The organism is Alphaproteobacteria bacterium, from assembly GCA_018667735.1.
GTDB lineage: Bacteria > Pseudomonadota > Alphaproteobacteria > Rickettsiales > JABIRX01 > JABIRX01.
Genome location: JABIRX010000043.1, coordinates 1 through 24,942 on the forward strand (window position 1 = coordinate 1; position 24,942 = coordinate 24,942).

Annotated in this window: 23 protein-coding genes; 9 read left to right on the forward strand and 14 right to left on the reverse strand. The window is 32.2% G+C overall.

Translation table 11 applies throughout. The features are described from left to right. The 3 genes from HOH73_04685 to HOH73_04695 form a co-directional block, all read left to right on the forward strand. Positions 1-231: hypothetical protein (locus HOH73_04685; GenBank protein MBT5828151.1), on the forward strand; the 231-nt coding region annotated here is incomplete at its 5' end. Between the two features lie 61 nt (positions 232-292). After that, entirely contained in the window at positions 293-490 is a 198-nt protein-coding gene (locus HOH73_04690; GenBank protein MBT5828152.1) for a hypothetical protein, read from the forward strand. 62 nt (positions 491-552) lie between these two features. Beyond that, positions 553-1,017, forward strand: coding sequence for an Lrp/AsnC family transcriptional regulator (locus tag HOH73_04695; protein MBT5828153.1), 465 nt, complete (start codon positions 553-555; stop codon positions 1,015-1,017). Positions 1,018-1,107: 90 nt separating this feature from the next. Here HOH73_04695 and ffh read toward each other — a convergent pair whose 3' ends face one another. The 11 genes from ffh to HOH73_04750 all read right to left on the reverse strand — a co-directional run bounded on the left by ffh (position 1,108) and on the right by HOH73_04750 (position 13,583). After that, positions 1,108-2,439 carry a signal recognition particle protein gene (gene ffh, locus HOH73_04700; GenBank protein MBT5828154.1) on the reverse strand — a complete coding sequence of 444 codons (1,332 nt, stop codon included), beginning with the start codon at positions 2,437-2,439 and terminating at the stop codon, positions 1,108-1,110. Between the two features lie 12 nt (positions 2,440-2,451). Continuing rightward, a complete protein-coding gene (locus HOH73_04705; GenBank protein ID MBT5828155.1) occupies positions 2,452-3,750 on the reverse strand; it encodes an adenylosuccinate lyase in 1,299 nt (432 codons plus the stop codon). A gap of 418 nt (positions 3,751-4,168) precedes the next feature. Further along, positions 4,169-5,575 carry a dihydrolipoyl dehydrogenase gene (gene lpdA, locus HOH73_04710; protein MBT5828156.1) on the reverse strand — a complete coding sequence of 469 codons (1,407 nt, stop codon included), beginning with the start codon at positions 5,573-5,575 and terminating at the stop codon, positions 4,169-4,171. A 19-nt stretch (positions 5,576-5,594) separates the two neighbouring features. After that, entirely contained in the window at positions 5,595-6,767 is a 1,173-nt protein-coding gene (gene odhB, locus HOH73_04715) for a 2-oxoglutarate dehydrogenase complex dihydrolipoyllysine-residue succinyltransferase (protein MBT5828157.1), read from the reverse strand. A gap of 76 nt (positions 6,768-6,843) precedes the next feature. Then, complete coding sequence (locus tag HOH73_04720; GenBank protein MBT5828158.1) at positions 6,844-7,182, reverse strand: hypothetical protein; 339 nt, start codon at positions 7,180-7,182, stop codon at positions 6,844-6,846. 176 nt (positions 7,183-7,358) lie between these two features. Further along, complete coding sequence (locus HOH73_04725; GenBank protein ID MBT5828159.1) at positions 7,359-7,517, reverse strand: hypothetical protein; 159 nt, start codon at positions 7,515-7,517, stop codon at positions 7,359-7,361. Further along, a complete protein-coding gene (locus tag HOH73_04730; GenBank protein MBT5828160.1) occupies positions 7,483-7,644 on the reverse strand; it encodes a hypothetical protein in 162 nt (53 codons plus the stop codon). The genes HOH73_04725 and HOH73_04730 overlap by 35 nt, the downstream gene beginning before the upstream one ends. 520 nt (positions 7,645-8,164) lie before the next feature. After that, positions 8,165-10,120: a hypothetical protein gene (locus HOH73_04735; GenBank protein MBT5828161.1), complete on the reverse strand. Its 1,956-nt coding sequence runs from the start codon at positions 10,118-10,120 to the stop codon at positions 8,165-8,167. Between the two features lie 407 nt (positions 10,121-10,527). Then, on the reverse strand, positions 10,528-11,289 hold the full coding sequence (locus HOH73_04740; GenBank protein MBT5828162.1) for a TrbG/VirB9 family P-type conjugative transfer protein: 762 nt from the start codon (positions 11,287-11,289) through the stop codon (positions 10,528-10,530). Then, the gene (locus tag HOH73_04745) at positions 11,290-12,060 is read right to left on the reverse strand and encodes a hypothetical protein (GenBank protein MBT5828163.1); all 771 of its coding nucleotides are present in this window, start codon (positions 12,058-12,060) and stop codon (positions 11,290-11,292) included. A gap of 68 nt (positions 12,061-12,128) precedes the next feature. After that, positions 12,129-13,583 carry an NADP-dependent isocitrate dehydrogenase gene (locus HOH73_04750; GenBank protein MBT5828164.1) on the reverse strand — a complete coding sequence of 485 codons (1,455 nt, stop codon included), beginning with the start codon at positions 13,581-13,583 and terminating at the stop codon, positions 12,129-12,131. Between the two features lie 163 nt (positions 13,584-13,746). Here HOH73_04750 and HOH73_04755 point away from each other — a divergent pair, with 163 nt between their 5' ends. The 4 genes from HOH73_04755 to HOH73_04770 are packed head-to-tail and all read left to right on the forward strand — an operon-like array spanning position 13,747 to position 15,938. Beyond that, the gene (locus tag HOH73_04755) at positions 13,747-14,424 is read left to right on the forward strand and encodes a phosphatidylserine decarboxylase (protein MBT5828165.1); all 678 of its coding nucleotides are present in this window, start codon (positions 13,747-13,749) and stop codon (positions 14,422-14,424) included. After that, a complete protein-coding gene (gene pssA / locus HOH73_04760; GenBank protein MBT5828166.1) occupies positions 14,424-15,152 on the forward strand; it encodes a CDP-diacylglycerol--serine O-phosphatidyltransferase in 729 nt (242 codons plus the stop codon). The genes HOH73_04755 and pssA overlap by 1 nt, the downstream gene beginning before the upstream one ends. Continuing rightward, on the forward strand, positions 15,152-15,598 hold the full coding sequence (locus tag HOH73_04765; protein MBT5828167.1) for a 3-dehydroquinate dehydratase: 447 nt from the start codon (positions 15,152-15,154) through the stop codon (positions 15,596-15,598). Before pssA ends, HOH73_04765 begins: the two co-directional genes overlap by 1 nt. After that, positions 15,591-15,938 carry a hypothetical protein gene (locus HOH73_04770; protein ID MBT5828168.1) on the forward strand — a complete coding sequence of 116 codons (348 nt, stop codon included), beginning with the start codon at positions 15,591-15,593 and terminating at the stop codon, positions 15,936-15,938. The genes HOH73_04765 and HOH73_04770 overlap by 8 nt, the downstream gene beginning before the upstream one ends. On the opposite strand, the gene HOH73_04775 is transcribed toward HOH73_04770, so the two are convergent. Then, positions 15,933-17,294 carry a M23 family metallopeptidase gene (locus HOH73_04775; GenBank protein MBT5828169.1) on the reverse strand — a complete coding sequence of 454 codons (1,362 nt, stop codon included), beginning with the start codon at positions 17,292-17,294 and terminating at the stop codon, positions 15,933-15,935. The two genes, HOH73_04770 and HOH73_04775, sit on opposite strands and share 6 nt — an antisense overlap. A gap of 76 nt (positions 17,295-17,370) precedes the next feature. Between HOH73_04775 and HOH73_04780 the strand changes: the two genes are divergently transcribed. Together HOH73_04780 and HOH73_04785 are read left to right on the forward strand one after the other, a co-directional pair. Continuing rightward, a complete protein-coding gene (locus HOH73_04780) occupies positions 17,371-18,102 on the forward strand; it encodes a hypothetical protein (GenBank protein MBT5828170.1) in 732 nt (243 codons plus the stop codon). A gap of 3 nt (positions 18,103-18,105) precedes the next feature. Then, the gene (locus HOH73_04785) at positions 18,106-18,921 is read left to right on the forward strand and encodes a squalene/phytoene synthase family protein (GenBank protein ID MBT5828171.1); all 816 of its coding nucleotides are present in this window, start codon (positions 18,106-18,108) and stop codon (positions 18,919-18,921) included. On the opposite strand, the gene HOH73_04790 is transcribed toward HOH73_04785, so the two are convergent. Beyond that, complete coding sequence (locus HOH73_04790) at positions 18,913-19,953, reverse strand: hypothetical protein (GenBank protein ID MBT5828172.1); 1,041 nt, start codon at positions 19,951-19,953, stop codon at positions 18,913-18,915. The genes HOH73_04785 and HOH73_04790 overlap by 9 nt on opposite strands. A gap of 312 nt (positions 19,954-20,265) precedes the next feature. After that, complete coding sequence (locus HOH73_04795; protein MBT5828173.1) at positions 20,266-24,345, reverse strand: hypothetical protein; 4,080 nt, start codon at positions 24,343-24,345, stop codon at positions 20,266-20,268. Positions 24,346-24,942 lie beyond the last annotated feature (597 nt).

Below are 24,942 nucleotides of genomic sequence, written 5' to 3' on the forward strand. Positions count from 1 at the left end.
AATTTTAAAAATATAAAATTAATCAATCAATCGACTTTATCAGCCACTAACTATGTTTACATAGATGATGAAGTTGGCATTCACCAAGTCGAAAATACAGGAAAAACTAATTTAATTACTCTGCATATTTACGCAAAACCCATAGGCACTTGCCTTCGCTACGAGTTTGACCATGATCTAACTTCAAAAGCAGAATTTCACAATGATCATAAGTTCAACTTAGATAAGTGATTTCTTGACAAATAGCTGGAATTAATCTAATTAATAATATTCAAAATTTTTATGGTTAAAAATGGGCGTCTCTAAAAATAATCCCAATGCAAGAAAAGCTGCAATACAAAAGAAATATAACAACAAAGTTGTAATTCCTGTTAAATTAATAAGTTGTGAATTTGGCACTGTTATAGCTGCTCAATATGAAAATGGCGACATTATCTTTGATAATAATGGAAAACCAGTACCATATAAAAGCATAAGCGTTCCTGCTTAAATATAAGTTTAGCTCTTGGCTTAACTAAAAACTTGCTTACGGCTACATCTAAAATTAGTAATATGGATAATACAGATAAAAAAATACTAAAAATATTACAAAATAACGCGCGCACAACAAACGCAGATATAGCCAAAGAACTTAAAATGGCACCATCAGCAAGCTTAGAACGCTTAAGAAAGTTGGAAAATCCAAAAGAAGGTTCTATCATTGAGGGTTATCAGGCAATAATAAATCCAAAATCAATAAATCTAGAACTACTAGCTTTTATCACGGTTAAAACTGGAAGTGCAAATTGGACTGATGATATAGGAAATAAGTTAGCCAAAATTGCCAATATTGAAGAAATACATGAGATTTTAGGTGAGGACTCTTATTTAGTAAAAATTCGCACCAAAGACATTAATGAATTATCTAGCATTCTTAAAAGAGAGATCGCTAATATTGATGGAATAATACAAACCAGCACCGTTATGGTGACTAATTCTGTAAAGAAAAACTCTGGCTTAAAAATAGATTGCGACTAAAGCTTTCGTAAAAACTTTAAATTAGCTTACAACCACTATTGCCTCAATATCACGGTCTAGCAATCATGCAAATATTACCTGATTTGACAGCTATTGATTCATCATGCCCATTAGGTCGTTTGGGTTCATGCCTCTCATTTTTTTCATCATTTTTTGCATTTCCTTAAACTTCTTTAACAACCTATTTACCAATTGAACAGAAGTACCAGAACCTGATGCTATTCTTCTTTTCCTTGAAGTATTTAGCTTGTCAGGATTTTGCCTTTCATGCATTGTCATGGATAAAATAATCGCTTCTTGCCTTACTATTTCTTTATCATCTAAGTTGGCATTAGACATAGCTTCTTTAATTTTACCAGCGCCAGGTATAAGGCTTAATACACTATTAAAACCACCCATTTTTTTCATATTCCTGATTTGTTTTAACAAATCATTCAAATCCAATGTGCCTTGCTTGAATTTATGTTCGACATCTTTAATATCTTCTTCCGCAATAACTTCCTGCGCCTTTTCAACTAAAGACACTATATCTCCCATATCTAATATACGCGAAGCAACTCTGTCCGCTTGGAACAATTCAAAATCTTCTATTCGCTCTCCAACTCCAATAAATTTGATTGGTGCATTTACGGAATATTTCATTGAAAGCGCCGCACCACCTCTTTGATCACCATCCACTCTAGTTAAGGCTATTGCGGTTAAAGCTACTTCGTCATTAAAATTTTGCGCCGTGTTTACTGCGTCTTGACCAGTTAATGAATCTGCAACTAAGATTGTCTCTACAGGATTACATATTTTCTTTAATGTTTTTAACTCTTTTATTAATTCCTTATCTATAGATAAGCGGCCTGCTGTATCTATAATTAGTACATCATAATCATATTTTTTCTGATGTTTTAAAGCTCTTTTTAATATTTTCTCTGGCTTTTCCTTAGCAATAATTTCAAGAGAATCAACTCCTGCTTTTTGCGCCATAATTTCAAGCTGCTCTCTTGCCGCCGGACGATATATATCTGTTGATGCTACTAATATTTTTTGCTTTTTCTTATCAGTTAAATATTTAGCTAATTTAGCAGCAGAGGTCGTTTTTCCTGAACCTTGCAAGCCTACCATCATTATTACAGCTTGTTTTGCCGACAAATCAATCTCATTATTACCAGAAGATAAAATTGCGGTAATCTCATCTTGTACAATTTTAACAAATTGATCAGCTGGATTAACTGATTTTACTACTTCAGCCCCAATTGCTTTGCTAGATATATTCTGGCAAAATTCTTTCACTACTTCAATATTTACATCCGCCTCTAACAGCGACATACGAATATTTTTAATAGTCTCTTCTATATCTTCAGCTCTAATTACACGCTTATTACGAAAATTATCAAAAGATTTAGAAATATTTTTTGTTAAAGAATTAAACATCTATTCTGGCAATTAATTTTGGTTAAAAACATTAGCAAATATTTTATCAATATTTTTAGTATGATAATCAAGGTCAAATAACTCTTCTATTTTACTCTCAGAAATTTTTTCTGTTACTTCACTATCTTGTTGTAATAATTGCTTAAAATCTTTTCTTTCTTGCCATACTTTCATCGCATTTCTTTGTACAATGCTGTATGCATCCTCTCGCGAAATACCAGCTTGAGTTAGCTCTAGTAACACTCTTTGCGAAAATATCAGGCCATTAAGTAAATTTAAGTTTTTTTCCATATTCTCTGGATAAACTACTAGCTCTTTCATCATTTTAGTTAATCTAACCAGAGCAAAATCTAATGTTACGGTAGCATCTGGTCCTATCATTCTTTCTACTGAAGAATGAGAAATATCTCGTTCGTGCCATAAAGCAACATTTTCCATTGCGGGTACTACATAACCCCTAACTATTCTTGCTAAACCCGTTAGATTTTCACTTAATATTGGATTTCTCTTATGTGGCATAGCAGAACTACCCTTTTGACCTTTAGAAAAGAACTCTTCAGCTTCTAGCATCTCTGTTCTTTGCAAATGCCTTACTTCTACAGATAACCTCTCTATAGAAGATGCAACCACACCTAATGTTGCGAAAAAATTTGCGTGTCGATCTCTAGGAATTACTTGTGTAGAAATTGGCTCTGAAGTAAGATCTAACTTTTCTGCCACATATTCCTGTACAAAAGGATCTATGTTGGCAAATGTCCCAACTGCACCACTAATTGCACAAGTAGCCACATCTTTTTTTGCTAATTTCAATCTATCAAGATTTCTTGCAAACTCTGCATAGAAACTTGCTATTTTCAAACCAAAAGTAATTGGTTCTGCATGAATACCATGACTTCTTCCCATGCAAACTGTGTATTTATGTTCTTTAGCTTTTGCTTCTAGAACTTGCAACAACTCTTCCAAATCTTTGATCAAAAGATCTGCAGCCTGATTTAACTGCACTGAAAGACATGTATCTAGAACATCTGAAGAGGTCATTCCTTGGTGCACAAAGCGAGAGTTAGGCCCTATATATTCTGCAAGATTAGTTAAAAAAGCAATCACATCATGTTTGGTAACTTTTTCTATCTCATCAATCTTATCTACATCGAAATTTCCTTTTTCCCAAATCTCTTTTGCGGCCTCTTCTGGTATCACCCCCAATTTTGCTAAAGCATCACAAGCATGCGCTTCTATTTCAAACCAAATTTTATACTTGTTTTCTGGCTCCCATATTTGGGTCATTTCTTTTCTTGAATATCTTGGAATCATTTTTATACCTAAAATTACTAGCTGCAACAGCATATAAAAAACTAGCTAAAAAGCAACTTTACAATAGTAATTCGCGTTATAAATAATTTAGCTCTAGCTTGTTAAACAGGAAATAATTAATTTATTAAAAAGAGACTTGTTTAAAGTACTTATACAACATAAAAGACAGCTCATCATTACGCTACTCTCTAGCACCGAACAAAACTCTATAAAATATTAGCTTAGAGCATATAATTCTTTGCATGTTTCTTTAATAATACTCTTTGCGACTGCCCGCTACCGCTACAGAACATATAACAACTTATTTGCATATATTCTGATGGGTTTATTATGTAACTTATTAGATATTTACAGCACTCTTGTAAACAAATGACTATACCTGCTTTCCTAAAAAGTAATGAACTCTAGTAACTTAAACCTAACTATGAATCGCTCTTTTATCTACAGCTAAAGCAGCCTCTTTAAGAGCCTCATTTAAAGTTGGGTGTGCGTGGCATGTTCTAGCTATATCCTCGGCACTTCCGCCAAATTCCATGGCTATGGCAGCTTCATGTACTAAATTTCCAGCTTCTCGAGAAATAATATGACAACCTAATACCTTATCTGTTTCTTTACAGGCTAAAATTTTTACAAAACCTTCACTAGACATAGTAGCCCTAGCTCTAGAATTTGCCATCATAGTAAATTTTCCCACATTATATGCTACTTTACCAGCTTTAAGCTCAGCTTCGGTTTTGCCAACCCAAGCGACTTCTGGATAAGTATAAACAACAGAGGGCACTAAATTATAATCTATGTGGCCTGATTGCCCAGCCATCATTTCGGCACAAACAACACCTTCCTCTTCTGCTTTGTGAGCTAGCATAGGCCCCTTAATCACATCGCCAATAGCATAGATATTTGCTACTGATGTTTCAAATTTGTGATTAACTTCTATACAACCTTTATCGTCAGTTTTAACTCCTATTTCTGCAATACCCAGACTTTCTGTATTTGGCTTTCTTCCTACTGCCACTAAAACCACATCAGAAGTTAAAGTTTCTTTTTTACCACCATCTCTTGCTTCAATAACTACTTCTACTTTATTTCCTTTAGTTTTGGCACTAACTACTTTTGTTTTTAATTTAAATTTCAATCCTTGCTTAGCTAAGGTCTTTTGAAATGCTTTGGAAAGATCTTTGTCCATAGAAGGGCAAATTGCATCCATATATTCAATCACTTCAACTTCAGCGCCTAATCTTGACCAAACTGAACCTAATTCAAGCCCTATTATACCGCCACCAATTAATATCATTTTTTTAGGAATTTCACTAAGTGACAAAGCGCCTGTAGAAGATACAATTCTTTTTTCGTCTATTTCAATTCCGTTAATTTCAACAACTTTAGAGCCAGTTGCTATTAAAATTTTCTTAGCAGCTATTTTATCCGCCTTGCCCTTATCATAGTGAAGAGCTACTTCACTTGAGCTTAAAACTGTACCCAAAGCATTAATATGCTCTACTTTATTTTTTTTAAATAACATCGCAATTCCGCCGGTTAAACCTTTAACCACCTCTTCTTTTTGCGCCATCATTTTCGCTAAATTTACCTTCGGCTTAGAAATCTCTATACCATAATCAGCAAAATGCTCATTAGCTTCTTGGTAATGATGTGAAAATTCTAACAATGCTTTTGATGGTATACAACCAACATTTAAACAAGTACCTCCCAAAGTCTTGCGTTTTTCTACACAAGCAACCTTCATACCTAATTGTGCCGCTCTAATTGCTGCTACATAACCACCAGGGCCACCACCAATTACTACTAAATCAAATTCTTTGCTCATTTTATTCCTCTAATTTATATTATACACCAAGTAACAATCTTCTTGGGTCTTCAATAGCTTCTTTTACTTTAACTAAGAATGTTACTGCTTCCTTACCATCAATAATTCTGTGATCATATGACAGCGCTAAATACATCATTTGTCTAATTTTTATTTCACCATTTACTACCATTGGACGCTCCTGCATTTTGTGCATGCCCAAAATTCCTGATTGTGGAGGATTAATTATTGGCGTGGATAATAATGAACCATACACACCTCCATTTGATATAGTGAAAGTACCACCAGTTAGGTCAGCAACTGTTAATTTGCCGTCTCTTGCTTTAATTGCTAAATCTAATATTCCCTGCTCTATACCTGCAATTGATAATTTATCTGCGTTTCTAAGCACTGGTACAACTAGACCTTGCGGAGTACCTACAGCCACTCCTATATCATAGAAATTTTTATAGATTACATCTGTTCCATCAATTTCAGCATTCACCGCAGGAACGGATTTTAAGGCTTCAATACAAGCTTTTACAAATAAGGACATAAAGCCTAATTTTACTCCATGCCTATCTAGAAAATTATCTTTATATTCTTTACGCAAAGCTATAATTTCGGTCATATCAACTTCATTAAAAGTAGATAAAATAGCTGCCGTATTTTGTGACTCTTTAAGACGCTCTGCTATTTTTTGCCTTAACTTAGACATCCTGACTCTTTCAACGGGCTTTTCTGTAACAGTCTTCACTTCCGTAGAAGTAGCATTATTTGCTACATTGAGCACATCTCCTTTAGTGATACGACCACCCTTACCAGAGCCTGATATATTGCTAGTATCTATATTATTATCCGCTGCTATTTTTCTTGGCGCTGGTGATAGATGCTGATTAACGCTGGCTGCATCTGCTATAGATGCTTGCCCATTATCACCATCATTATTTTTAGATGTTGCATCTGCTTCTGCACCCTCTTCGATCAAACCAATTAAACTGCCAACCTCAACAGTTTCACCCTCTCCCACTTTAATTTCTGCTAATTTGCCACTTGCTGGCGCATTAACTTCTAAAGTAACTTTATCTGTTTCTAACTCTACTAACAACTCGTCTGTAACTACAGCTTCTCCAGCCGATTTATGCCATGTTGCAATTGTTGCTTCACTAACTGACTCTCCTAATTGAGGTACGATTATTTCTTTATGTGCCATTATATCATGAATTTTAATTATTTTGCTAAGCGATTATAACCATTACTAAATACATGTAAAGAAAAAGACGCTCTTGCTAGCGTCCTATGTTTTTTTCTTCGAAGGATATATTTAACTGCTTAACTAAAAATCTTTCTAATTTTATCGCTAAGCTTAATTCTGTTAAATTATCCAATTTAACATCTTTAATAATCTTACGTAATAACTCACTCTTATCTTTTGGGTTAAATTCGCGCTCTGTTACTGAGCATGCTAAACGCCATAATAACTCTTTTCTATTTTGGGACATAGCTCCTAATTGAATAATATCTATATTTTGATAGAATCTTTCTTCCAAACTAATTTCAAGAGCAGGAGGAGAGCCAATAGGTGTATGTGGAGATTTTGAATCTTCTCTATTTGGATAATCTTTCATATCAGCAATATATTAAGTATTACCATCCTAACTTAAAACTTTTAATGTTAAATAGAATATGATTTATCGCCATTTAAATTATGCTTATATATTCTTCCTTATTTAATAACATCTCCAAAAGCTCTCTTTTATCCTCAAATCTGCCCTTCTATCCTCTACCTATATTTAATCTGAGCTCATTTCTTCTCAATCGGGTTCAGGTCTGGTGAATATGTCGGTAAATACATTATCTTGATATTGAATTGATTAGAAGTATTTTTAATTGCCTCAATAGAGTTGCCAGCTAACTCTGCTTTTGAGTCATGATGATTGATCCTGTTGGAATATTTGGGCAGAGGTAGTTTTTAAATATTCTTTATTAACTGTGCAATCATATATTTTTGATAATAGTAAATTATGATTATTATCTCTAGCCACAAGGACATTCAATCTTTTGCTTTTTTCTCTGGATCTTGAAACCATTAATCTCTCTCCTATTTTAGAGCAGCCATACTCATTGCTAACATTTAAATCAAAACCAGATTCATCAGAATGATTGAGACTTCTCCTTAGTAATTTACCAACTTCTTCTTAAAAAATCATGCTCATATTTTTGTCTCTTTCTCGATAAAGCCTTGAGTTTTTTAAACTTAAACCAAGTCTTTTAATATAGTTGAGTATCTTTACGGCTGTAACATCTAAAGCTAATTTTCTAGCTATTTCTTTAACTGTAATAAAGGTTACCACTTCATAAGATCCTTTATTTTGTCTGATCTTTATTCTTATTACAACCCCTTAAAGTCACAATGACCTTGTTCATTAAAATCTTTAAGCCCCTTAGATACCATGGCTTGTGTGATAGAAAAAATAGCAGCTACTTATTTTTGCGTTTTTTTATCCTTGGTCAAAAGATTAATGGTTCTTGATCTCAGATCTTTAGAATATGGAATAAAAATAGTTTTTACCGATACTCTATAATGCTGATAAAATATATAAGCTTAATTTACTTGGCTAGACCTCTGTGTGTAATGCTTGCTGTTATGACATTTTCAGCACGCTCAACCAGCTTTCCTGATTTTTCATCCAACCAATCTTCTTGTTTGAAAGTTTCTAATGCCTCTTCTAGAACCTTTTTAGTTTTACTTATATCTCTGCTAATATAAATAGGCCGTCTACAATTTTCTTTTTTTCCCTTATTAGAGCGCGCTTGTACTCGCTCTTCTATCAAGGCGTGCATTACTAATGTTAGGTCTGTTATCTGCTCAGCTAAATCATATGACTTTGATTCATCTGGTAGTAATGGTGGTGTTACCCTTGCTTCGCCTACTCCTAGCGTGTCAGCTGATGAAGCTCTCCCTTGCCCTGCAGACAATTCTGCCGATTCTCTTCTTATGGATGGCTTTGCTCGGCGTGGTGGTAATGGTGGTGCTACCCTTGCTTCGCCTACTCTTAGAGTGTCAGCTGATGAAGCTCTATCTTGCCCTGCAGACATCTCCTCTGCTACCTTCACAATTTCTTTTAATTCTTGCAAAACACTATAATCTGAATCTCTTAGTACCTTGCCATTCACCAAAATTGTACCAGATTCATTTTTAATATTCATTTCATCTACTATATTTCTCCCCTCATCTCTTTTCCCGTTTATGTATTCTATTAATTTTGCATTTAACATCTCAGCTTCTTCTTGGGCAGAAACAATTAGAGATTCTTGCATGCCTCGTAAAACATCTCTGCCATCCACATATTCAGCTAAATCAGATGTAGCAGTAAAATCAACTGCATCATACAGTGCATTTTTGGCAATATTTTCTACCAAAGCACATATAATTGGACCACAATCATAAGTGCCTTTCTTTTGCAATGCTTGATACCCTCTCCTATCTGTATCAATTGCAACATTATTACTAGAAATTATACGGTAAAAATGAGGCATAGTCTCATATATTTTATCTTCATTAATTATGCCATAAAATGGGTCATACAGCTTACATTTTATAGTTTTGTCCTCATTATTTTGTAAAATTGCTAAATTATAATGACCACCATAATCGCCCTTACCAACTCTAATTGGAACTAATAGCTTAGTACCAGATTCACTTTTTTCAAGATTAGCAATTGCATTGTTTAAGCTAGCTTCCATACTGAATCCGGCCCCAGCATAAGGATCATCTAAATCTGCTGCTACTACATCTTGAAATTGCTTGACTCTTTGCTCTGAAAATATGGGAGACAAAATAAGAGAGTCTCGTTTATTTTCATATACTACTTTACTACAATATATATTTACTTTATCCGCATCATATTCTATGCCAGGCTCGATATATTCTGCTTTACTCAAACTAAGATCAGCCGCATAATCATCTTCACTTACACTTAGAGCAGCCGCATAATCATCTTCACTTACACTTAGAGCCGCCGCATAATCATCAGCAGCTTTAAAGACTTTTTCAGATTTACTACGGGGTAATTCTAGCTCAATTCCTGATGCCCTCACTAAATGTGGCACCTTAACGAAAAAAGAGCTTAATTTAGTATAATCTCCCTGCTCCTTTGCACTTGCAAATGTTGAGAACGCTAAACAAAAAGAGCTAATAGCTTTAACATGATCACTTCCTAAAATATCATCTAATGCTAAATCGTTCATTAACGACTCAAGAGTAAGCATCATCTCTAACCAATTATCTAATGTTGGAGAATCATCCTTAAAATAGGCAGCAGCGCATTCTTCATCTAAACTAAACTCTTTTGTATTGAAAGATAGATCAAAAGTCTCCAATTCTGACATAGGAAAAGCATACCAAGCATAGTGATTTTTACCTTTGGTTTGAAACTCTTTTAAATGAGTAATAGCTCTTTCAATTGGGATGCCAATTATTCTACCTTTATATTGACCAAATATCTGTGCGTTCATATGCAATTCTAACTTTTTTGCAATTCTCCCTTTCGAATCTTCTCTCATATATATATGCTTTTGTTTTCTTTATAGTAACATTAATTCTTATTTAAAGCAACATGCTAACTAAAGAGCCAAAAAGCCTTTATTTGCAGAAGTTCTAATATGTAATAAGAGCAAAACACTGATAAACTTGATTAACATTCTGAAAAAAAGGCATCATTGAAACTTTAACATATTTATCTCTAGCTGCGCTGTTATATAAAATAAAAGAGTTTCTGGAGCTTAATCTTTAAGCCAGCCCCTTACTTTCTATCCTATTTTTTGCCATAGGGCAGAATTAACACTTTTTCTCTGAAAAAAAACAACAAAAGGGTGACCAGCTTTTAGCTAGACAAAATAAGAAAAATATAAAGAGAAGGATAAAACAAATAAAGCCATATTATACAAACTAGGCTTTATACAAAACTCTACTATTTCTCTTTAGCAGTCAGATCATTAAATACACAAATGGTATCAGTACCATGCCTTAGCGTGAATACATCTGATAATCTTTCAACAACTATATAATTTCCTTGTACTCTGTAATTTACAAGACCCTCATAACCGTCTGAATCAACATAAAAAATAGCGGGTATTTCTGCATTTCTTTCTGGGAATTCAAAATATGTGAATTGACCATCATCAAAAATCTTCACTGGTGCTATTTTTTCAGGGCCATTATAACTATAATTAAAATTATATTTACTAGGATCAGAAAAATCTATTTCTGTATCAGCCTGAATATTCAAAACCTTAAAACCAGATGATATATCATCTGGATAAACAAAGCGTGTTTCAAAAAACACAGCTGGGTCATCCATAGAATCCACATTTTTTGCATCCAATAAAAATTGATACATTCTTTTATTAGTAATTAAGGTCATATTTGTTTTAGCATATTTATTTAATGGTCGCAGAAAAATTCTATTCCCATTATGCACTATTTCCCAGCCACTACTGTTGCCCATAGCTATTGTAGAAGCTTTTTCACCTTGCTCTAACTTTATGTGTGATTGATATTCATAAGTGCCCATATATTTATATATGTAATCTGGCTTATAAACGAACGTTGCTATTTTGTCATTATGTGCCAAAGGCTCAGGATATATAACCGCTTTGTGCTTATCTAAATCTCCAGCTACCACATTGGTTAAAAAAGCAATAAAAATGGCTAATTGAATAATTATTTTCATTTATCTAATTTTTTTATTTTTATAATTTGTTACCGTAAAATCTGTCAAAATCATTTCTTTGCTCTCTTTGTTTATTATAACTCCTGCATAATTAAAAGAAATTTCTGCCTCCCAGACCTCTTCTTTTTCTCTTCTAGAAGATAATTCCTTTGCCTCATAGCGAATTACTGCGGATCGGGGCAACTCGATTATTTTGTTTATGCGTGTTATTTTTTCAAAAAGAGTTTGCTCTTTAATATCTAAATCAACTGACAGAATATTAATTTTTCTACTGCCAGCTTTGCCTAATCTTTTTATTGGGTTTTTAGCGTCGCTTGCATCAAAGCTTCCTTGAAACTCTTTAGCAATTTCTCTTGTGGAATTATTGGTAACTTTTCTAAGCCGGTTATCTATTTTTAACAAGTCCAAGCTACCTTCTATATATTCCTCTCGAATATTAACATAATTTTTTAACAAAAAGGTTAGCAGGGCTAAATCGGCATTTTTATATGGATTATCCATTTTTACCACTACTTGCTTAAATTGCGCATCTTTGTTAACCAGTACGATAGGACGATTAACAGTGAGTGGAAACCATGATTTTATCTGTGTATAAAGCATATAAACAGCGATTAAATACAAAAGCATAATGATAAAAGCATATACTCTATCTGAAATTGGTCTGCAAAACTTAAAAAAGTACCAATCCATTGCCTTTGTATAATAAGTGCCATCTTCAATTGAGCTATTTATGTCTATATTATGTTCTTGCTCAATATGCTGCTTTGACATTTTTCTTATTATTTATATTCATGTTATAAGAAAATTCTAGAATGTGAATTAATAATTTAATAATTTCACTAAATAGAAAACCCTAATTTATCATCATATAAATATAAGTTCTCTGTTTTTACAAAAGTGAAGCCCTGCTTATTTAACAAATCTAGTAAAGATATAATTTCTTGGTGCTCGGTTTCTTTCACTTCCCCTTTAGCTAAAAATCTACATACTAGCATGTCTGATAATTCATGCTCATAGCTAAATTCTGGCCAAATCTTTAAACCTTTATGAGAAATCATTTGCAAATTTAGTTGCAAAGTAGAAGTTAATTCATTTAGCTTCCCGCTAAAACCAACAAAATCTTTTCGCTTAAAATCTAAATAAACATCAACCCCAACTAATTGTCTTTTTTTAGTGATTAATGAATAATTTGTAAGGTCAATATCTTTGCTTTTCTCTTGCTTTGCATATCTTGTTTTTGCTGCAGCTAAATTTTCTGGTTTACTACCCAAATTTTTAATAATTTCAGCTGTAAATTCTTTAGTGCCTAATTTTGCGTTACTATGGTTATCAGCATATAAATCTGCAGTATGCATACCTTGCTCTATCGTAAAATTCAACGCATTCTGGATCAAACCAGCTTTTTCATAATGTCCAATATGATTTAAGAGCATTATTGTTGCATTAATTAAACCTGTAGGATTAGCAATATTTTGCCCCGCAATATCTGGAGCAGAACCATGTATTGCTTCAAACATAGCATATTTATCACCTATATTTGCAGAACCACATAAACCAACTGAGCCAGATATTTCAGCGGCTACATCAGAAATAATATCACCATATAAATTTTCCGTTACTATTACATCAAATAAATCTGGATTAGCTGCAAGTTTTGCGGTTGCTATATCTATAATCATCTGTCCATTTTCTAGCTCTGGATAGTTTTTAGCAACTTCTTTATAAGCAGTATGAAAAGCACCATCTGTAAGCTTCATGATATTATCTTTAATAAAACAAGTAACTTTTTTACGCTTATTTTTTAATGCATAATCAAAGGCAAATTTTGCAATTTTTTCTGAGCCAGTGCGTGAAATTAATTTTAATGCTTCATAATTTTCATCCGTAAGGCGATATTCTATACCCGAGTATAGATCTTCTTCATTTTCCCTAATTATTACTAGATTCATTTTTGGGAAATTACATTTCACATAAGGGTCATAAGCAATTACGGGTCTGATATTTGCATATAATCCCAATGTCTTTCTTAAGGTAACATTTAAACTTTTATAACCTTTGCCTTGTGGCGTGGTAATTGGTGCTTTTAATAATATTTTGTTATTTTTAATAGTATCAAATGCACTAGGTGGAATACCTGAATCAAAATTTCTTCTATATTGCTCTTCACCAACTGATATTACATCTATTGCCAAATTAACCTCGGCACTTTGCAAGATTTTTACAGCAGAATCCATTATTTCAGGACCTATACCATCACCATATGCTACTGTTATTCTATGATTAGAATGTTTCATCAAACTACACCTAAAAACTATGTTTACTTATAAATTATGTATATTTTATTTATTATAAAGCACAATGGTATTTTAACTAATATTTTGTATTTACATACTATATCCTATTTACTTGACGCTTTGGGATTAACATATATTTTATTACTAACGCTTTACAAATAACATGAAAATCAAAGACTCATTACCACCAATTCATCAAGAAGGATATATTTTTATTATTTGCGCTCTAGCATTTTCTTTATTAGTAGGTGCTGTATCATCCACTATAGCTTGGTTTTTTATCTTAATTACAATTTTTATTGTCTGCTTTTTTAGAAATCCAAATAGAATTGCACCAAATGGTTCAAACTTAGTTATAAGCCCTGCTGATGGAACCATTGATAGAATAGAAGAAGCGCATGCTCCTGAAGAGCTTGGTGAGCAAAAAAATAGCTATAAAAGAATTAGTATTTTCTTAAGTGTTTTTAATGTGCATGTGAATAGAAATCCAGTAAGTGGAACCGTTACAGCTTTACATTATCGTAAAGGCGCATTTTTAAATGCAGCTCATGATAAGGCTAGCGAAAAAAATGAACGACAAACATGCGTAGTTAAGACTGAGCAAGGTGATGAAATTATTTTCGTGCAAATTGCCGGATTAATAGCCCGTAGAATTGTGTGCTACCTCAACGAAAACCAAACCGTTAATGCTGGTGATGAATTTGGCATAATAAGATTTGGTTCAAGAATGGATGTTTACCTGCCTAAAAATGCAGAAATCAATGTAAGTAAAGGTCAAACTATGATTGGTGGTGAAACTATTTTAGCAAAATTAAAGAAAAAACCGGCCCCTAAAAAATAATGAATAATAAAAAGTTACCTTTAATCTATATTTTTCCAAATTTAGTTACGGTAATTAGTCTTTGTTTTGGCATGAGCGCTATTCGCTATGGTTTAGACGAGAGATGGGAATTGGCTGTAGGTTTGTTAGTAGCATCTGCTTTTTTAGATGGCATGGATGGTAGATTAGCAAGAATGCTAAATGCTAGCTCTAAATTTGGAGCTGAGCTTGACTCACTTGCCGATTTTATAAATTTTGGTGTGGCACCTGCTCTTATTTTATATTCATGGGGTTTAAATAATTTCCCCCTTAAAGGCTTTGGCTGGGCTATAGCTCTTACCTTTACAATTTGCAGTGCCTTTAGGCTTGCTCGTTTTAACTCAGAATTAGCTATTGATACTGACAATGAAAAAAGCAAAAATTATTTTATTGGCATTCCCGCTCCATGTGCCGCTGGGCTTGCTATAGTTCCTATTATGCTTTCTTTTGAATTAAAAATATTCTTTTTTCAAGAGCAACCAATATTTTTGGCACTCTACCTGCTTTTTATTGCTTTCATGATGGCTAGCCTAACTCCCACTATATCAGTAAAGCATCTACAGATTAATAATAGGTTTCTATTACCCACACTATTTCTTTGCACCATTTTTATTGTTTTGCTAATTATCAAGCCATGGCTAACGCTGCCTATTCTAGGCTTTATTTATCTTAGTATTATTCCTATCTCAATTTTCAAATATTATAAATAATGCATAATATCTTAGTAATTAACGGCCCAAACTTAAATTTACTAGGCAAAAGAGAACCCGAAATTTATGGGCGTGACAGCCTGGAAAAAATAAATCTAGATTTAAAATTAATGGCCGAGAAAAAAGGCTTTGAAATTTTCTCTTACCAATCTAATTCGGAGAGTAAAATTATCGATATCTTACAGGAGGCTTACTTAAGTAAAAAATACTGCGCTATTATTATAAACGCTGCAGCATACACACACACCTCTATTGCTATTTATGATATACTTAAATTATTTCAAATACCAATTATGGAAGTTCATTTATCTGATCCAAATAAAAGAGAAGAATTCCGGCATTTTTCATATATTTCTCTCGTTGCCACTGAAATTTTTAAAGGCATGGGCAATCAAGGATATTTTTTGGCGTTAGAACATATTATTAATAGTGTAAAAAATGGATGAGAGACATTGTGAAACCTTCTCTCCTGACTCAAGATCACTAAATACTGTAGAAGCTATTAGTATGCTAACCACCTTGAGTTCTGACTGGTCTATTAATATAGAAAACAAATTATTTACTACTTACAAATTTAACGATTTTAACGAAGCTTTAGCATATGTATTAAGAATATCTAAAATAGCTTCTGAGCAAAATCATCATCCCGATATCAGCTTTGGCTGGGGCTATGTTAAAATTATCCTATATAGCCATGCTTTGAGAGGTCTGCATAAAAACGACTTTATTATGGCACGAAAAATAGACCGTCTTAGAAAATCTAGTACACAGCTAGAATTATTATAATTTTACTGCTGCAAAAGCGTTTTGCAAAATAAAGTCTATCCTTCCTTTATGCATAAAAAATTTATCTAATTCTTTACCTTTCAGAGTTACTTTTGATTCAGCTCTTAAGGTGCGTGGGTTTATTGCCTTGCCATTTTGATGTACTTCATAATGTAAATGTGGCCCAGTTGATCTTCCAGTTGAACCCACATAACCTATTACTTGTCTTTGTTTGACTTTAGAGCCTTTCTTTAAGCTCTTAGCAAAACGAGACATATGTGCATAAGCTGTTTTATATCTAGAATTATGGCGAATTCTGATATATTTACCATAGCCACCTTTCCAACCGATAAAATCAACAGTACCACTTCCTGCTGCGAATATCGGCGTGCCTGTTCTTGCAGCAAAATCCACACCAGTATGTAATTTATTATAACCTAAAATTGGATGTTTTCGATAGCCAAAGCTAGATGACATTCTTGCACCACTAATAGGAGTTCTAAGTAAAGCCTTAGTAACTGAGCTACCTTTATCATTAAAATATAAAGTACTACCTTTAGTAGTGGTATATTTATAGTTAGCAAACTCTTGATTAGAGGTTATAAATTTGCAATAAATTATATCGCCATTTTTAATAAAATCTCCTTCACTATTATAAAATGTTTCATAAAAAATTAAAAATTTATCACCTTTTTGAATATCACGCTGAAAATCTAAATCAAAACTATAGAACCTAATAAACTCCATGACAATTTCGGCAGGGATACCGGCTTGCTCTGCATCTACATAGAGTGAATTTTTTATTTTACCTGACTTTACTTGCAATTTTGAGAATAACTCTACTTCTATTAACTCCGCTACATATGAACCGGGCAATGCCTTGTTAATTACTAGCCTCTTTGTATCAGAGATATCTATTTCTACTTTATTTATATGTATTTTTTTATTCTTAAGGTCAGAGCTTATATCAAGATAATGTATTTTGACCAAATCACCAACTTTAAGCTTTGAGGCAAGATAAATTTTATTAATAGCTTTTACTATTTCATAAGAATCGTAATTTTCGACATGCAGTTTACCTAAAATACTGCTTAAGCTATCACCAGACTTAACTCTAACTTTTGCTATTTTTTCTTCTAAATCCTGCTTTTTTTTAGCTTTGCTTATTGCTTTTTTAATGGGTTCTTTGTTTTTTTGCAAAGATAACTCACTAAAATCATTGCCCGCACCAGCATTATTACCAGATGATATTATTGCATAAGTTCCAAAAAACAATATACTTACTAAAATTATAGTTGCAAATAGCTCGTATTTTAGGATGTTATTCCACCTTATGTTTAAAATATGATTATTTATAAGTTTTTTTAGGGAAAGCAAAATTTATTCTTTAAAATTCAACTATATTATTTAATATATTATAAGGTTTAAGACAATAAAAAAATGGCAAAAAATTATGCCTCTTAGAATATTCAAGCAATTATTCTTTAATTTTCCAGAAAGTCGTAGAAATAAAATTGAAGATTTTATTTTGACCTCTGCAAATCAAAATGCTTATTTATACTCTTTAGAATGCTCTAAATGGCTAAGTAACATTACTGTGATTAATGGCGCTGGTGGAACCGGAAAAAGTTTTTTTGCGAGTTTTTGGCAAAATAACAATAATGCCGTTAACCTTGACCTTTTTAAAATCAATGAACATAAGCTAGATCGCATCTTAAATAAAAATAATAATTTTGTTTTTGACGATTTTGATAAATATTTCACACGCAAATATTTAATGCGTAATTTAGATAAGCATAATTTTGAATCTTTTGATCAGACTTTTATCAAAATATTTGAGCATATTAAAAGTGAAAATAAGCATATGTTGCTCACCAGCTCTGTGCCAGCTCATAAGATTCCGTTTAAAACACCCGACCTATCTAGTAGAGTTACTGCCGCCACCAGCTTTGACCTTGCCGCGCCAACTGACAGAGATATCAAAGCAATGGTAATTAAGAAATTTTCTGATTTACAATTAAGTATTTCGGCAGAAGTTACTGATTTAATTAGTAGTAACGCCAATAATTCATATGTGACTGCTGCTAAAATTATAGATGATTTAAACCAGCTTTCCTTAACTGAGAAGAAAAATATTAATGTCAGCTTAGTTAAGCATGCATTAAAAGAAAATAACGCTAAATAACATATGAATCACCTAAAATTAGTTTTAGAACATTTAGAAAAAAGCGATTTAGAGATTTATTGTTGTTTAGATAAAAAAAACAATATTGATCTATTTTCCGCCTTATTTCAATTAAATTTAGAGCTTGCTAAAATCAATCAAAATTCAGGAGAAAAATTAATTAGTGAAGTTAAATTGTCTTGGTGGTTTGAAATTATTGAGAAACTATATGAAGCTAAAACACCTTTAATTAAACAGCCTACCATTTTACTTTTAGAAGAAGTTATTCATAAATATAAAATTAAAAAATCTGATCTAAAAAAATTAATTAAAGCAAGAGAATTTGACTTACACAATGTCAAATTTAAAGATTCTACTGAAATCAGAAAATATGTGGATAATTATTTTACACATATACTTATAATTAGTTGTAACGCTCTCAACTTAGAGCTTAACAAAAAACAAGCTGAGCATTTAACACAAATTTGTTATTTATTAAAAATTGCTAGAATTATAAACTCATTGCCCAAATATAATTATAACAACCATCCTTTTATTGACCAAGAATTACAAAAAGATTTAGCTAAATACCCTGCCATAAAACGCCAAAAAGAAGCTATAAACTTACTCAAAAAAAGATTACAAGATGAGTTAGACAAATTAACTAAGTTAGATTTCCCACACAAATTTCTCAATAATTTTGCAAATATGGTAGTTTATTATTGTAATGAGACACTTAAATTCTCTAATGAAAGACAAATTATTTACATCGCAAAATATCGTTTAATTTTACATTTAAAATTAGTAAATCTTTATAAAAAATTTAAATTATCACCTTGATTTATCTCCTTTAGCTGAGTTCTCCTCTCTTCTGCTTTCCTCTCTTTTTCTTGATGATTGGGTTGATTTAGCATAATTAGGCTGAGCTCCACCCCCCTCTATTCTATGTGATTCAGATTCTGAACTAAATTTATGCTCCACATCCATACGCTTAATTCTTATAGCTTCATTTCGTGCATTAGATGATTTAGTTGCTTTAGCATAATTAGGCTTACCATCCCTTAAGACTCTAGCTTGATCTTCTTTAAATTTTTGCATTTTATTATCTCTTCCTGCTGCCGTAGCATGTGATAAATTTCCTGCTGTTAATTCAATATTTGTATTCTCTCTTGACGTTTCAGATGAGGCTTTAACCGTAGAATTACTTTGTGTTTGCTTTAGAATATTAATTGGAGCAGAAACAGGGTCTGGGCCAACTTGCGCTGATTGCATAGCTATGACGCCCTGCATAGGAGTAACATTTCTTTTATATAGCTGGTCTAAAGCTTCTATTTGTGTACTAAGCCATCCTTCAAAATTACCCCGCTCCTCTTCTGATAAAAATTTTACAAATCTCTGTAATTGTACGTTTATCAGATTATTTAAATTTTTACTTACAAAATCTACATTAATAAAGTCTTGGCTTGCTAATTTGCTTTGAATATCATCTTGAAGTTTTAACAACTCCAGATCTTGTATATCTCCTATTAAATAATCCTCTTCGAATAAATCCTCACTATCAGATATAGGCTGCAATCTTACAGTTGCAGGATCTAAAAAACCATGAATTATCTCATATTCTTCTCGCTGTTGTTCATTATGCCAAAATTCTTCACCTAAAATAGGCAAAAATCTTCTGTCATCACTATCTGTTGAAAATGAAACCCATGGACAACATTTTATGTTACCCTGATATTTATAAAAAACTAATATTGCTAATTGGCCCCTATCCATAGGTAAGGTAAATCCATGCTTTGGAATAATTAAATTTAATTCATATCCTTTATAATTTGCATCATGTGAAGTATATTCATCATTGGTATTTCTAGTCATCTCTATCTCTTTTATAAGCCTATTGTAACATTTTATTGAAACGCAGTCAAATAGGCTTAAACCAGCTTTAATACATTGAAAGATAGGAAAAATAGCTTTAATTCGAAGTTTATATTCTTATTAAATGTGTAGAATTAAATTTATAACTAATATTAACAAAGCTATAATTAATAATATAATTATACTATTCTCTTTGAGTGCTAAAACAATAGAACATATCATAAAGCAATTTAGACAATCACCTTATTTTGTAACTTTTTAAAACTAATCAATAATTATCTCCAGCATCTAATATATTTCGTTAGCTGAATTTTATCTCAATGAAACAAACTTTGGTGCATTTGGATTTAAATCAGATGTGTGAATGCGTGAGGCAAAACTAACTTCACTTACTCTATTTAAGGTTAATTCAGAAAGAGCTGTACATCTAGGCTTTATATCTCCGGATGCGCGAACTCGTGAGGCAAAACTATCTTCACTTGCTACATTTGATGGTGTTAATTCAGGAAGAGCTGTACATCTAGGCATCATATCTGGTGATGATGAGCCTGACCTATTAGGTAATATACATGTTTTGGGTGAAGCCATAAATGTTGCAAGTGTAGTTACAAAATCACACAATATTGCTTGGTTTTCTTGCAACCAAACTTTGGCTTTCTCTAGTTTTGCAACATTTTGCCCATCCTTATCTAAGCCATTTGTTCCATCACCATGCCATATTTTATTGGCCGCTATTCTTGCTGCTTGCCATTTTTGTGGCTCAGCTAATTCTACTTCAGCCCCTAGCAAACCTTCCATTTTATATATACCAACTATGTTATTTCTAGTTGCATGATCAAACAAGAACAACTTTCTGGATACAGCAAATAAAGGTAAGATTTTGCTATTATCTTCTTCTGCTGCTCCAGAAGGTGCTATTAGCTCTAAAGCTTGCTTAAAGCTTTCTAATTGCCCTTTATTTAACAATCCTTCTTCTTTTCTATTGCCATACTCATCTACTATAGATGTCTTAACCATAATGCCACTTTCACCCAAACCTTTTTTATGAAAAGCATTTTCATCTGTTGCTAAAGACGTTGCCAGTACAGCTAAAGAATCATTTAAGCAAGCAACCTCTCTTTGATGCTCTGCAGCTATATGTTGTTGTATTCTCTTCACTAATTTGTGATCAAAATGGCGCTCTACATCAGAGATGTTAGAAGATAAAAAAGCCCAAAAACAATTATTTTCATAAGCTGGCTCTTGCATTAAGCTATTTTTTTGTTTAGCCAAATTCTCTAATATTTGAGTCTTCAAATCACAATCCTTTTCTTGCTCTAACTTATTTAATAAATTTATAACTAGTGAACCGCTACCCTTTTCTAGAAGTTTTTTTAAGCCATCACCTTGCAAAAAATATATAGCTATTTCACCTAATTTATCATCTTTCTCATCATCTTCTTTAATATAGCCTGTAAGAGTTGCTATAATAAAATCTATGTTATCAACAGAATCTGCTGCACCTCTCCTAACTTTTGTTTCTGGTAAGCTTATACCTACTCCTGTTTTACCAATAGAAGCTGCTTTACCACCCCCTGATATTTCAGGACTAACCTTTTCTGTTGCAGACTTTTCTGTGCGATCCTGAGAATTTAATACAGCTGGTAATTTGCCACTAGAGGTTGTTTGTAGTTTTTTACCTTTAATAACACCTTTTCCTAGCCCTTGGTAAATATTAGTTATTGTCCTTAATCTTAATTCATCTGGTGTTTTTAAAAATAGTTTTTCTTTTATTTTTGTTATTTTCTCCATCAAAGCATCTACCCTTTTTCGGTCTGGTTTTTTGTATAACTGTTGAGATAATAGACTCTCTAACTCTATTATTGCTGCGTTTAATTGATATTGATTTTTTAAATTCTCAGCTTGATCTTTTTGACTTTCATATTTTTGCCTCCTAACAGCAGCATTCAATTTATTTTGCAATTTATATTCTTGCTCCTTTTGCCTTTTTTGCATAAGTGCTTGTTGTTCTTTTTCCGCTTGTTGTTGTTTTTTTTCTTCCACTTTTGCTGCTCCTTCTTGTGGTTTTTCTTCTACTGCTAAAGTTTTGTTGGTCAGATTTGTTGATTGCTTGACCTCAAAAAATTTTTCTGCTGCTGCTTTAAAGGGGGATTCTTCTTTTAAATGTTCATTTGCGAGCACAATATCTTTATGCTCTTTAAGAAAAGGCAGCAAACGATCAAATAATTCTAAATTACCTAATTCTATCACTAAATCACAAAAACTACGATCTTTACCCTTAAAGTCATGCCGCTCTAAAATATCTATATTAAATTTTTTGATTAACTTAGCTATAGTTTTATTATTAACTTCAATTAGACCTTTGTAACTAACTTTTTGAAATAATAAATCATAAATAATTTCAAAGCTTTTTACATCAGCTTGTGTTGCATAAGCTATGCCAGCGACATCCACAAAGTCTTTATCTTCAAAAAGCTCAGTAGCATATTGAAGAGGAGTTTTACCTTTATATAAACCGACTTTTACCGTATAATTAAAAATTCTTGGATTTCTCATTATCAGCTCTTTAACACGCTCAATATCAAATGTTTTAATGGCTAAAATCATTTGTACTGATCTATCATTGAGATGTTTTTCTTCAGCAACTTCATGTGTAGAAAAATTATAATTCACCAAATAAGAAATTTTATCCTCGTCATCAAATATATTTGCGAGACCATTAAATACAGTCTTTCCTGATGCTAACTCTGCTTCCAGCAAAAATTTATCTTTAGTAATCAATGCATCAACTACATCATAACAACCTAACTTAAATGCAAGTATAATCGGGTTATATGGCACAAAAATCTTTGATTTTATGGAGCTGTTTAAATCTGCACCTTTTGTTATTAGATATTTTGCTACATTATATTTACCCTGTACCATGGCATAAACTAGTGGAGTAAAACCAGCATATTTACCTTTGGTTAAATATTGATCAATAGCTGCTCCACAATCTAAAACATAAGCTACATTTTCAGTAGAGTCCGCAGTCTCACTATCTATAGCCATTATTAACGCTGTCCCAGCATGTTTTTCATTGAGAATATATTCTTCATTTACATCTTCAAGGCCAGTTTTCTTTGCCCCAATGGCTCTTTTTATTTGTAAAACTTTAGCTAAATTTGTATGAATATCTTCTTGATTAAATATTATGCTTGGTTTTATTTGTTGTATAAGTTTTACAAAGCCATCTTGCAAATCATCTTCTTTAGAATCATGTTTTTGCATCTCCATCAATTCCTTCCCCCCTCTTAAAACATCAAAGCATTTATTGTATAAATTAGCTAAGATACTAAACATGTTTAATTCTATTTTATCATCAATACTCACAATTTCAGCTTCTAATACAGATGCCATAGAAAAAAATAACTTAACACGCAGCTCTTTATCAAATTTCATGATTAAAGAATTGAAATTATCTTTAAGTAGCCCTTGTTTTGTGTTGTAAAACAAACATTTTAAAATTTTTACATATTTCTCTTGTTTTTGATGATGATCTAATTCCTTTAATCCAGCTTTTACAAATTCATGTGATAATCCATTAATTGCACTTAGAAATAATAAAGAAATGTCTTTTTTATCCAATAAACTGTCAAAAGAGCTGTCATATTTAGCGCTCATATAATTTACATCAGCACCATATGCTAAAAGTGTGATTACTGCCTCTTTTCTGTTGCTATGCACTGCTGTCAGAAGTGGTGTTGCGTCATTATATAAATCATCAATATTTGCACCCTTCGCTATTAACATTTCACAAATATTGGCACAACCTATATTAGCAGCTGCATAAATTAAAGGTACATCATGCTTGTTTTTGAAGTTAACGTTAGCACCTTTTAAAATTAATAATTTTGCTAAATCATCAACCACTTTAGCTTTTTGCAACTCTTGTGGAAAAAATTCTACTGTTAAAGATAAAGCTGTTTCCCCTAAATTACTAACTAGATTTATGTTCGCTCCTGCCTCAACTAGCAATTTTGCTGTTTTTACTTTGTCATAAATAATTGCAAGCATTAATGCAGATGTATGAAGTTCTTTACCTTTTGTAACTGTAGCATCAAGATTCACATTTTTAGCTAATAATTTAGACACTATATTCTCACATCCTAATCTAACAGCTAGTGCCAATAGATTATAACCTTGATATTCACCATCTGGACAAATTACAGAGTCTAGTGATTCTCTGGATATTTCTGTCAAATCTACATCTTCTGCTGCAGTACCTGCTAACATATTATCCATTATTAAGAGAATTTTTTCTTTATAAACAGCACTTTGTGTAGCTAAAGCTACCCTCTCTTTTTTTGAAGTTTGTTTAACTATTTTTTTACTTTTTTTCCGCATATCCATCTCTTAATTTCATAATATTATAACATAATTTCAGAAATAAGAAAAGGTTTAAAGTAATGTTATTAATTATATAATTAAATTTAAGCATGTTAAACTCATCTCGTTCCACACCAAATAAAATAATATTCATCTTACATCCTCTAAATTACCCAAGTAAATGCACTTATACCAAGTCTCATTTATAAGGATGATTATATTCAATAAGTTTTATTCTAGAAATTTTGCCTTAGAATTGCAGGACTAGCTATTGCTAATGTAAAATTATAAGGTGAAATTTATGGAAAAAAAATTGCAGAAGAAAATTAGCTTTATAGATGAGATTTGGTATATACCAAGTCTCATTTATAAGGATGATTATATTCAATAAGTTTTATTCTAGAAATTTTGCCTTATAATTGCAGGACTAGCTATTGCTAATGCAAAATTATAAGGTGAAATTTATGGAAAAAAAATTGCAGAAGAAAATTAGCTTTATAGATGAGATTTGGTATTTTTATGTCTCATATTATCTTTTATCAGAAAACTAACCAAAAAAATATATTGGATCGATTAAATGGTTAAGGATTAACATATAATAAAAGAACCAAGCTTTATTAC

Bases quoted from the DNA above. Each gene is read 5' to 3' on its own strand.
- HOH73_04785 (MBT5828171.1), top strand. From the start codon at position 18,106: ATGAATCACCTAAAATTAGTTTTAGAACATTTAGAAAAAAGCGATTTA.
- HOH73_04750 (MBT5828164.1), bottom strand. From the start codon at position 13,583: ATGAAACATTCTAATCATAGAATAACAGTAGCATATGGTGATGGTATA.
- HOH73_04720 (MBT5828158.1), bottom strand. From the start codon at position 7,182: ATGAAAGATTATCCAAATAGAGAAGATTCAAAATCTCCACATACACCT.
- odhB (MBT5828157.1), bottom strand. From the start codon at position 6,767: ATGGCACATAAAGAAATAATCGTACCTCAATTAGGAGAGTCAGTTAGT.
- HOH73_04695 (MBT5828153.1), top strand. From the start codon at position 553: ATGGATAATACAGATAAAAAAATACTAAAAATATTACAAAATAACGCG.
- HOH73_04730 (MBT5828160.1), bottom strand. From the start codon at position 7,644: ATGGTTTCAAGATCCAGAGAAAAAAGCAAAAGATTGAATGTCCTTGTG.
- HOH73_04745 (MBT5828163.1), bottom strand. From the start codon at position 12,060: ATGTCAAAGCAGCATATTGAGCAAGAACATAATATAGACATAAATAGC.
- pssA (MBT5828166.1), top strand. From the start codon at position 14,424: ATGAATAATAAAAAGTTACCTTTAATCTATATTTTTCCAAATTTAGTT.
- HOH73_04780 (MBT5828170.1), top strand. From the start codon at position 17,371: ATGCCTCTTAGAATATTCAAGCAATTATTCTTTAATTTTCCAGAAAGT.
- ffh (MBT5828154.1), bottom strand. From the start codon at position 2,439: ATGTTTAATTCTTTAACAAAAAATATTTCTAAATCTTTTGATAATTTT.
- HOH73_04705 (MBT5828155.1), bottom strand. From the start codon at position 3,750: ATGATTCCAAGATATTCAAGAAAAGAAATGACCCAAATATGGGAGCCA.
- HOH73_04690 (MBT5828152.1), top strand. From the start codon at position 293: ATGGGCGTCTCTAAAAATAATCCCAATGCAAGAAAAGCTGCAATACAA.
- HOH73_04770 (MBT5828168.1), top strand. From the start codon at position 15,591: ATGGATGAGAGACATTGTGAAACCTTCTCTCCTGACTCAAGATCACTA.
- lpdA (MBT5828156.1), bottom strand. From the start codon at position 5,575: ATGAGCAAAGAATTTGATTTAGTAGTAATTGGTGGTGGCCCTGGTGGT.
- HOH73_04735 (MBT5828161.1), bottom strand. From the start codon at position 10,120: ATGAGAGAAGATTCGAAAGGGAGAATTGCAAAAAAGTTAGAATTGCAT.
- HOH73_04740 (MBT5828162.1), bottom strand. From the start codon at position 11,289: ATGAAAATAATTATTCAATTAGCCATTTTTATTGCTTTTTTAACCAAT.
- HOH73_04795 (MBT5828173.1), bottom strand. From the start codon at position 24,345: ATGGATATGCGGAAAAAAAGTAAAAAAATAGTTAAACAAACTTCAAAA.
- HOH73_04755 (MBT5828165.1), top strand. From the start codon at position 13,747: ATGAAAATCAAAGACTCATTACCACCAATTCATCAAGAAGGATATATT.
- HOH73_04790 (MBT5828172.1), bottom strand. From the start codon at position 19,953: ATGACTAGAAATACCAATGATGAATATACTTCACATGATGCAAATTAT.
- HOH73_04765 (MBT5828167.1), top strand. From the start codon at position 15,152: ATGCATAATATCTTAGTAATTAACGGCCCAAACTTAAATTTACTAGGC.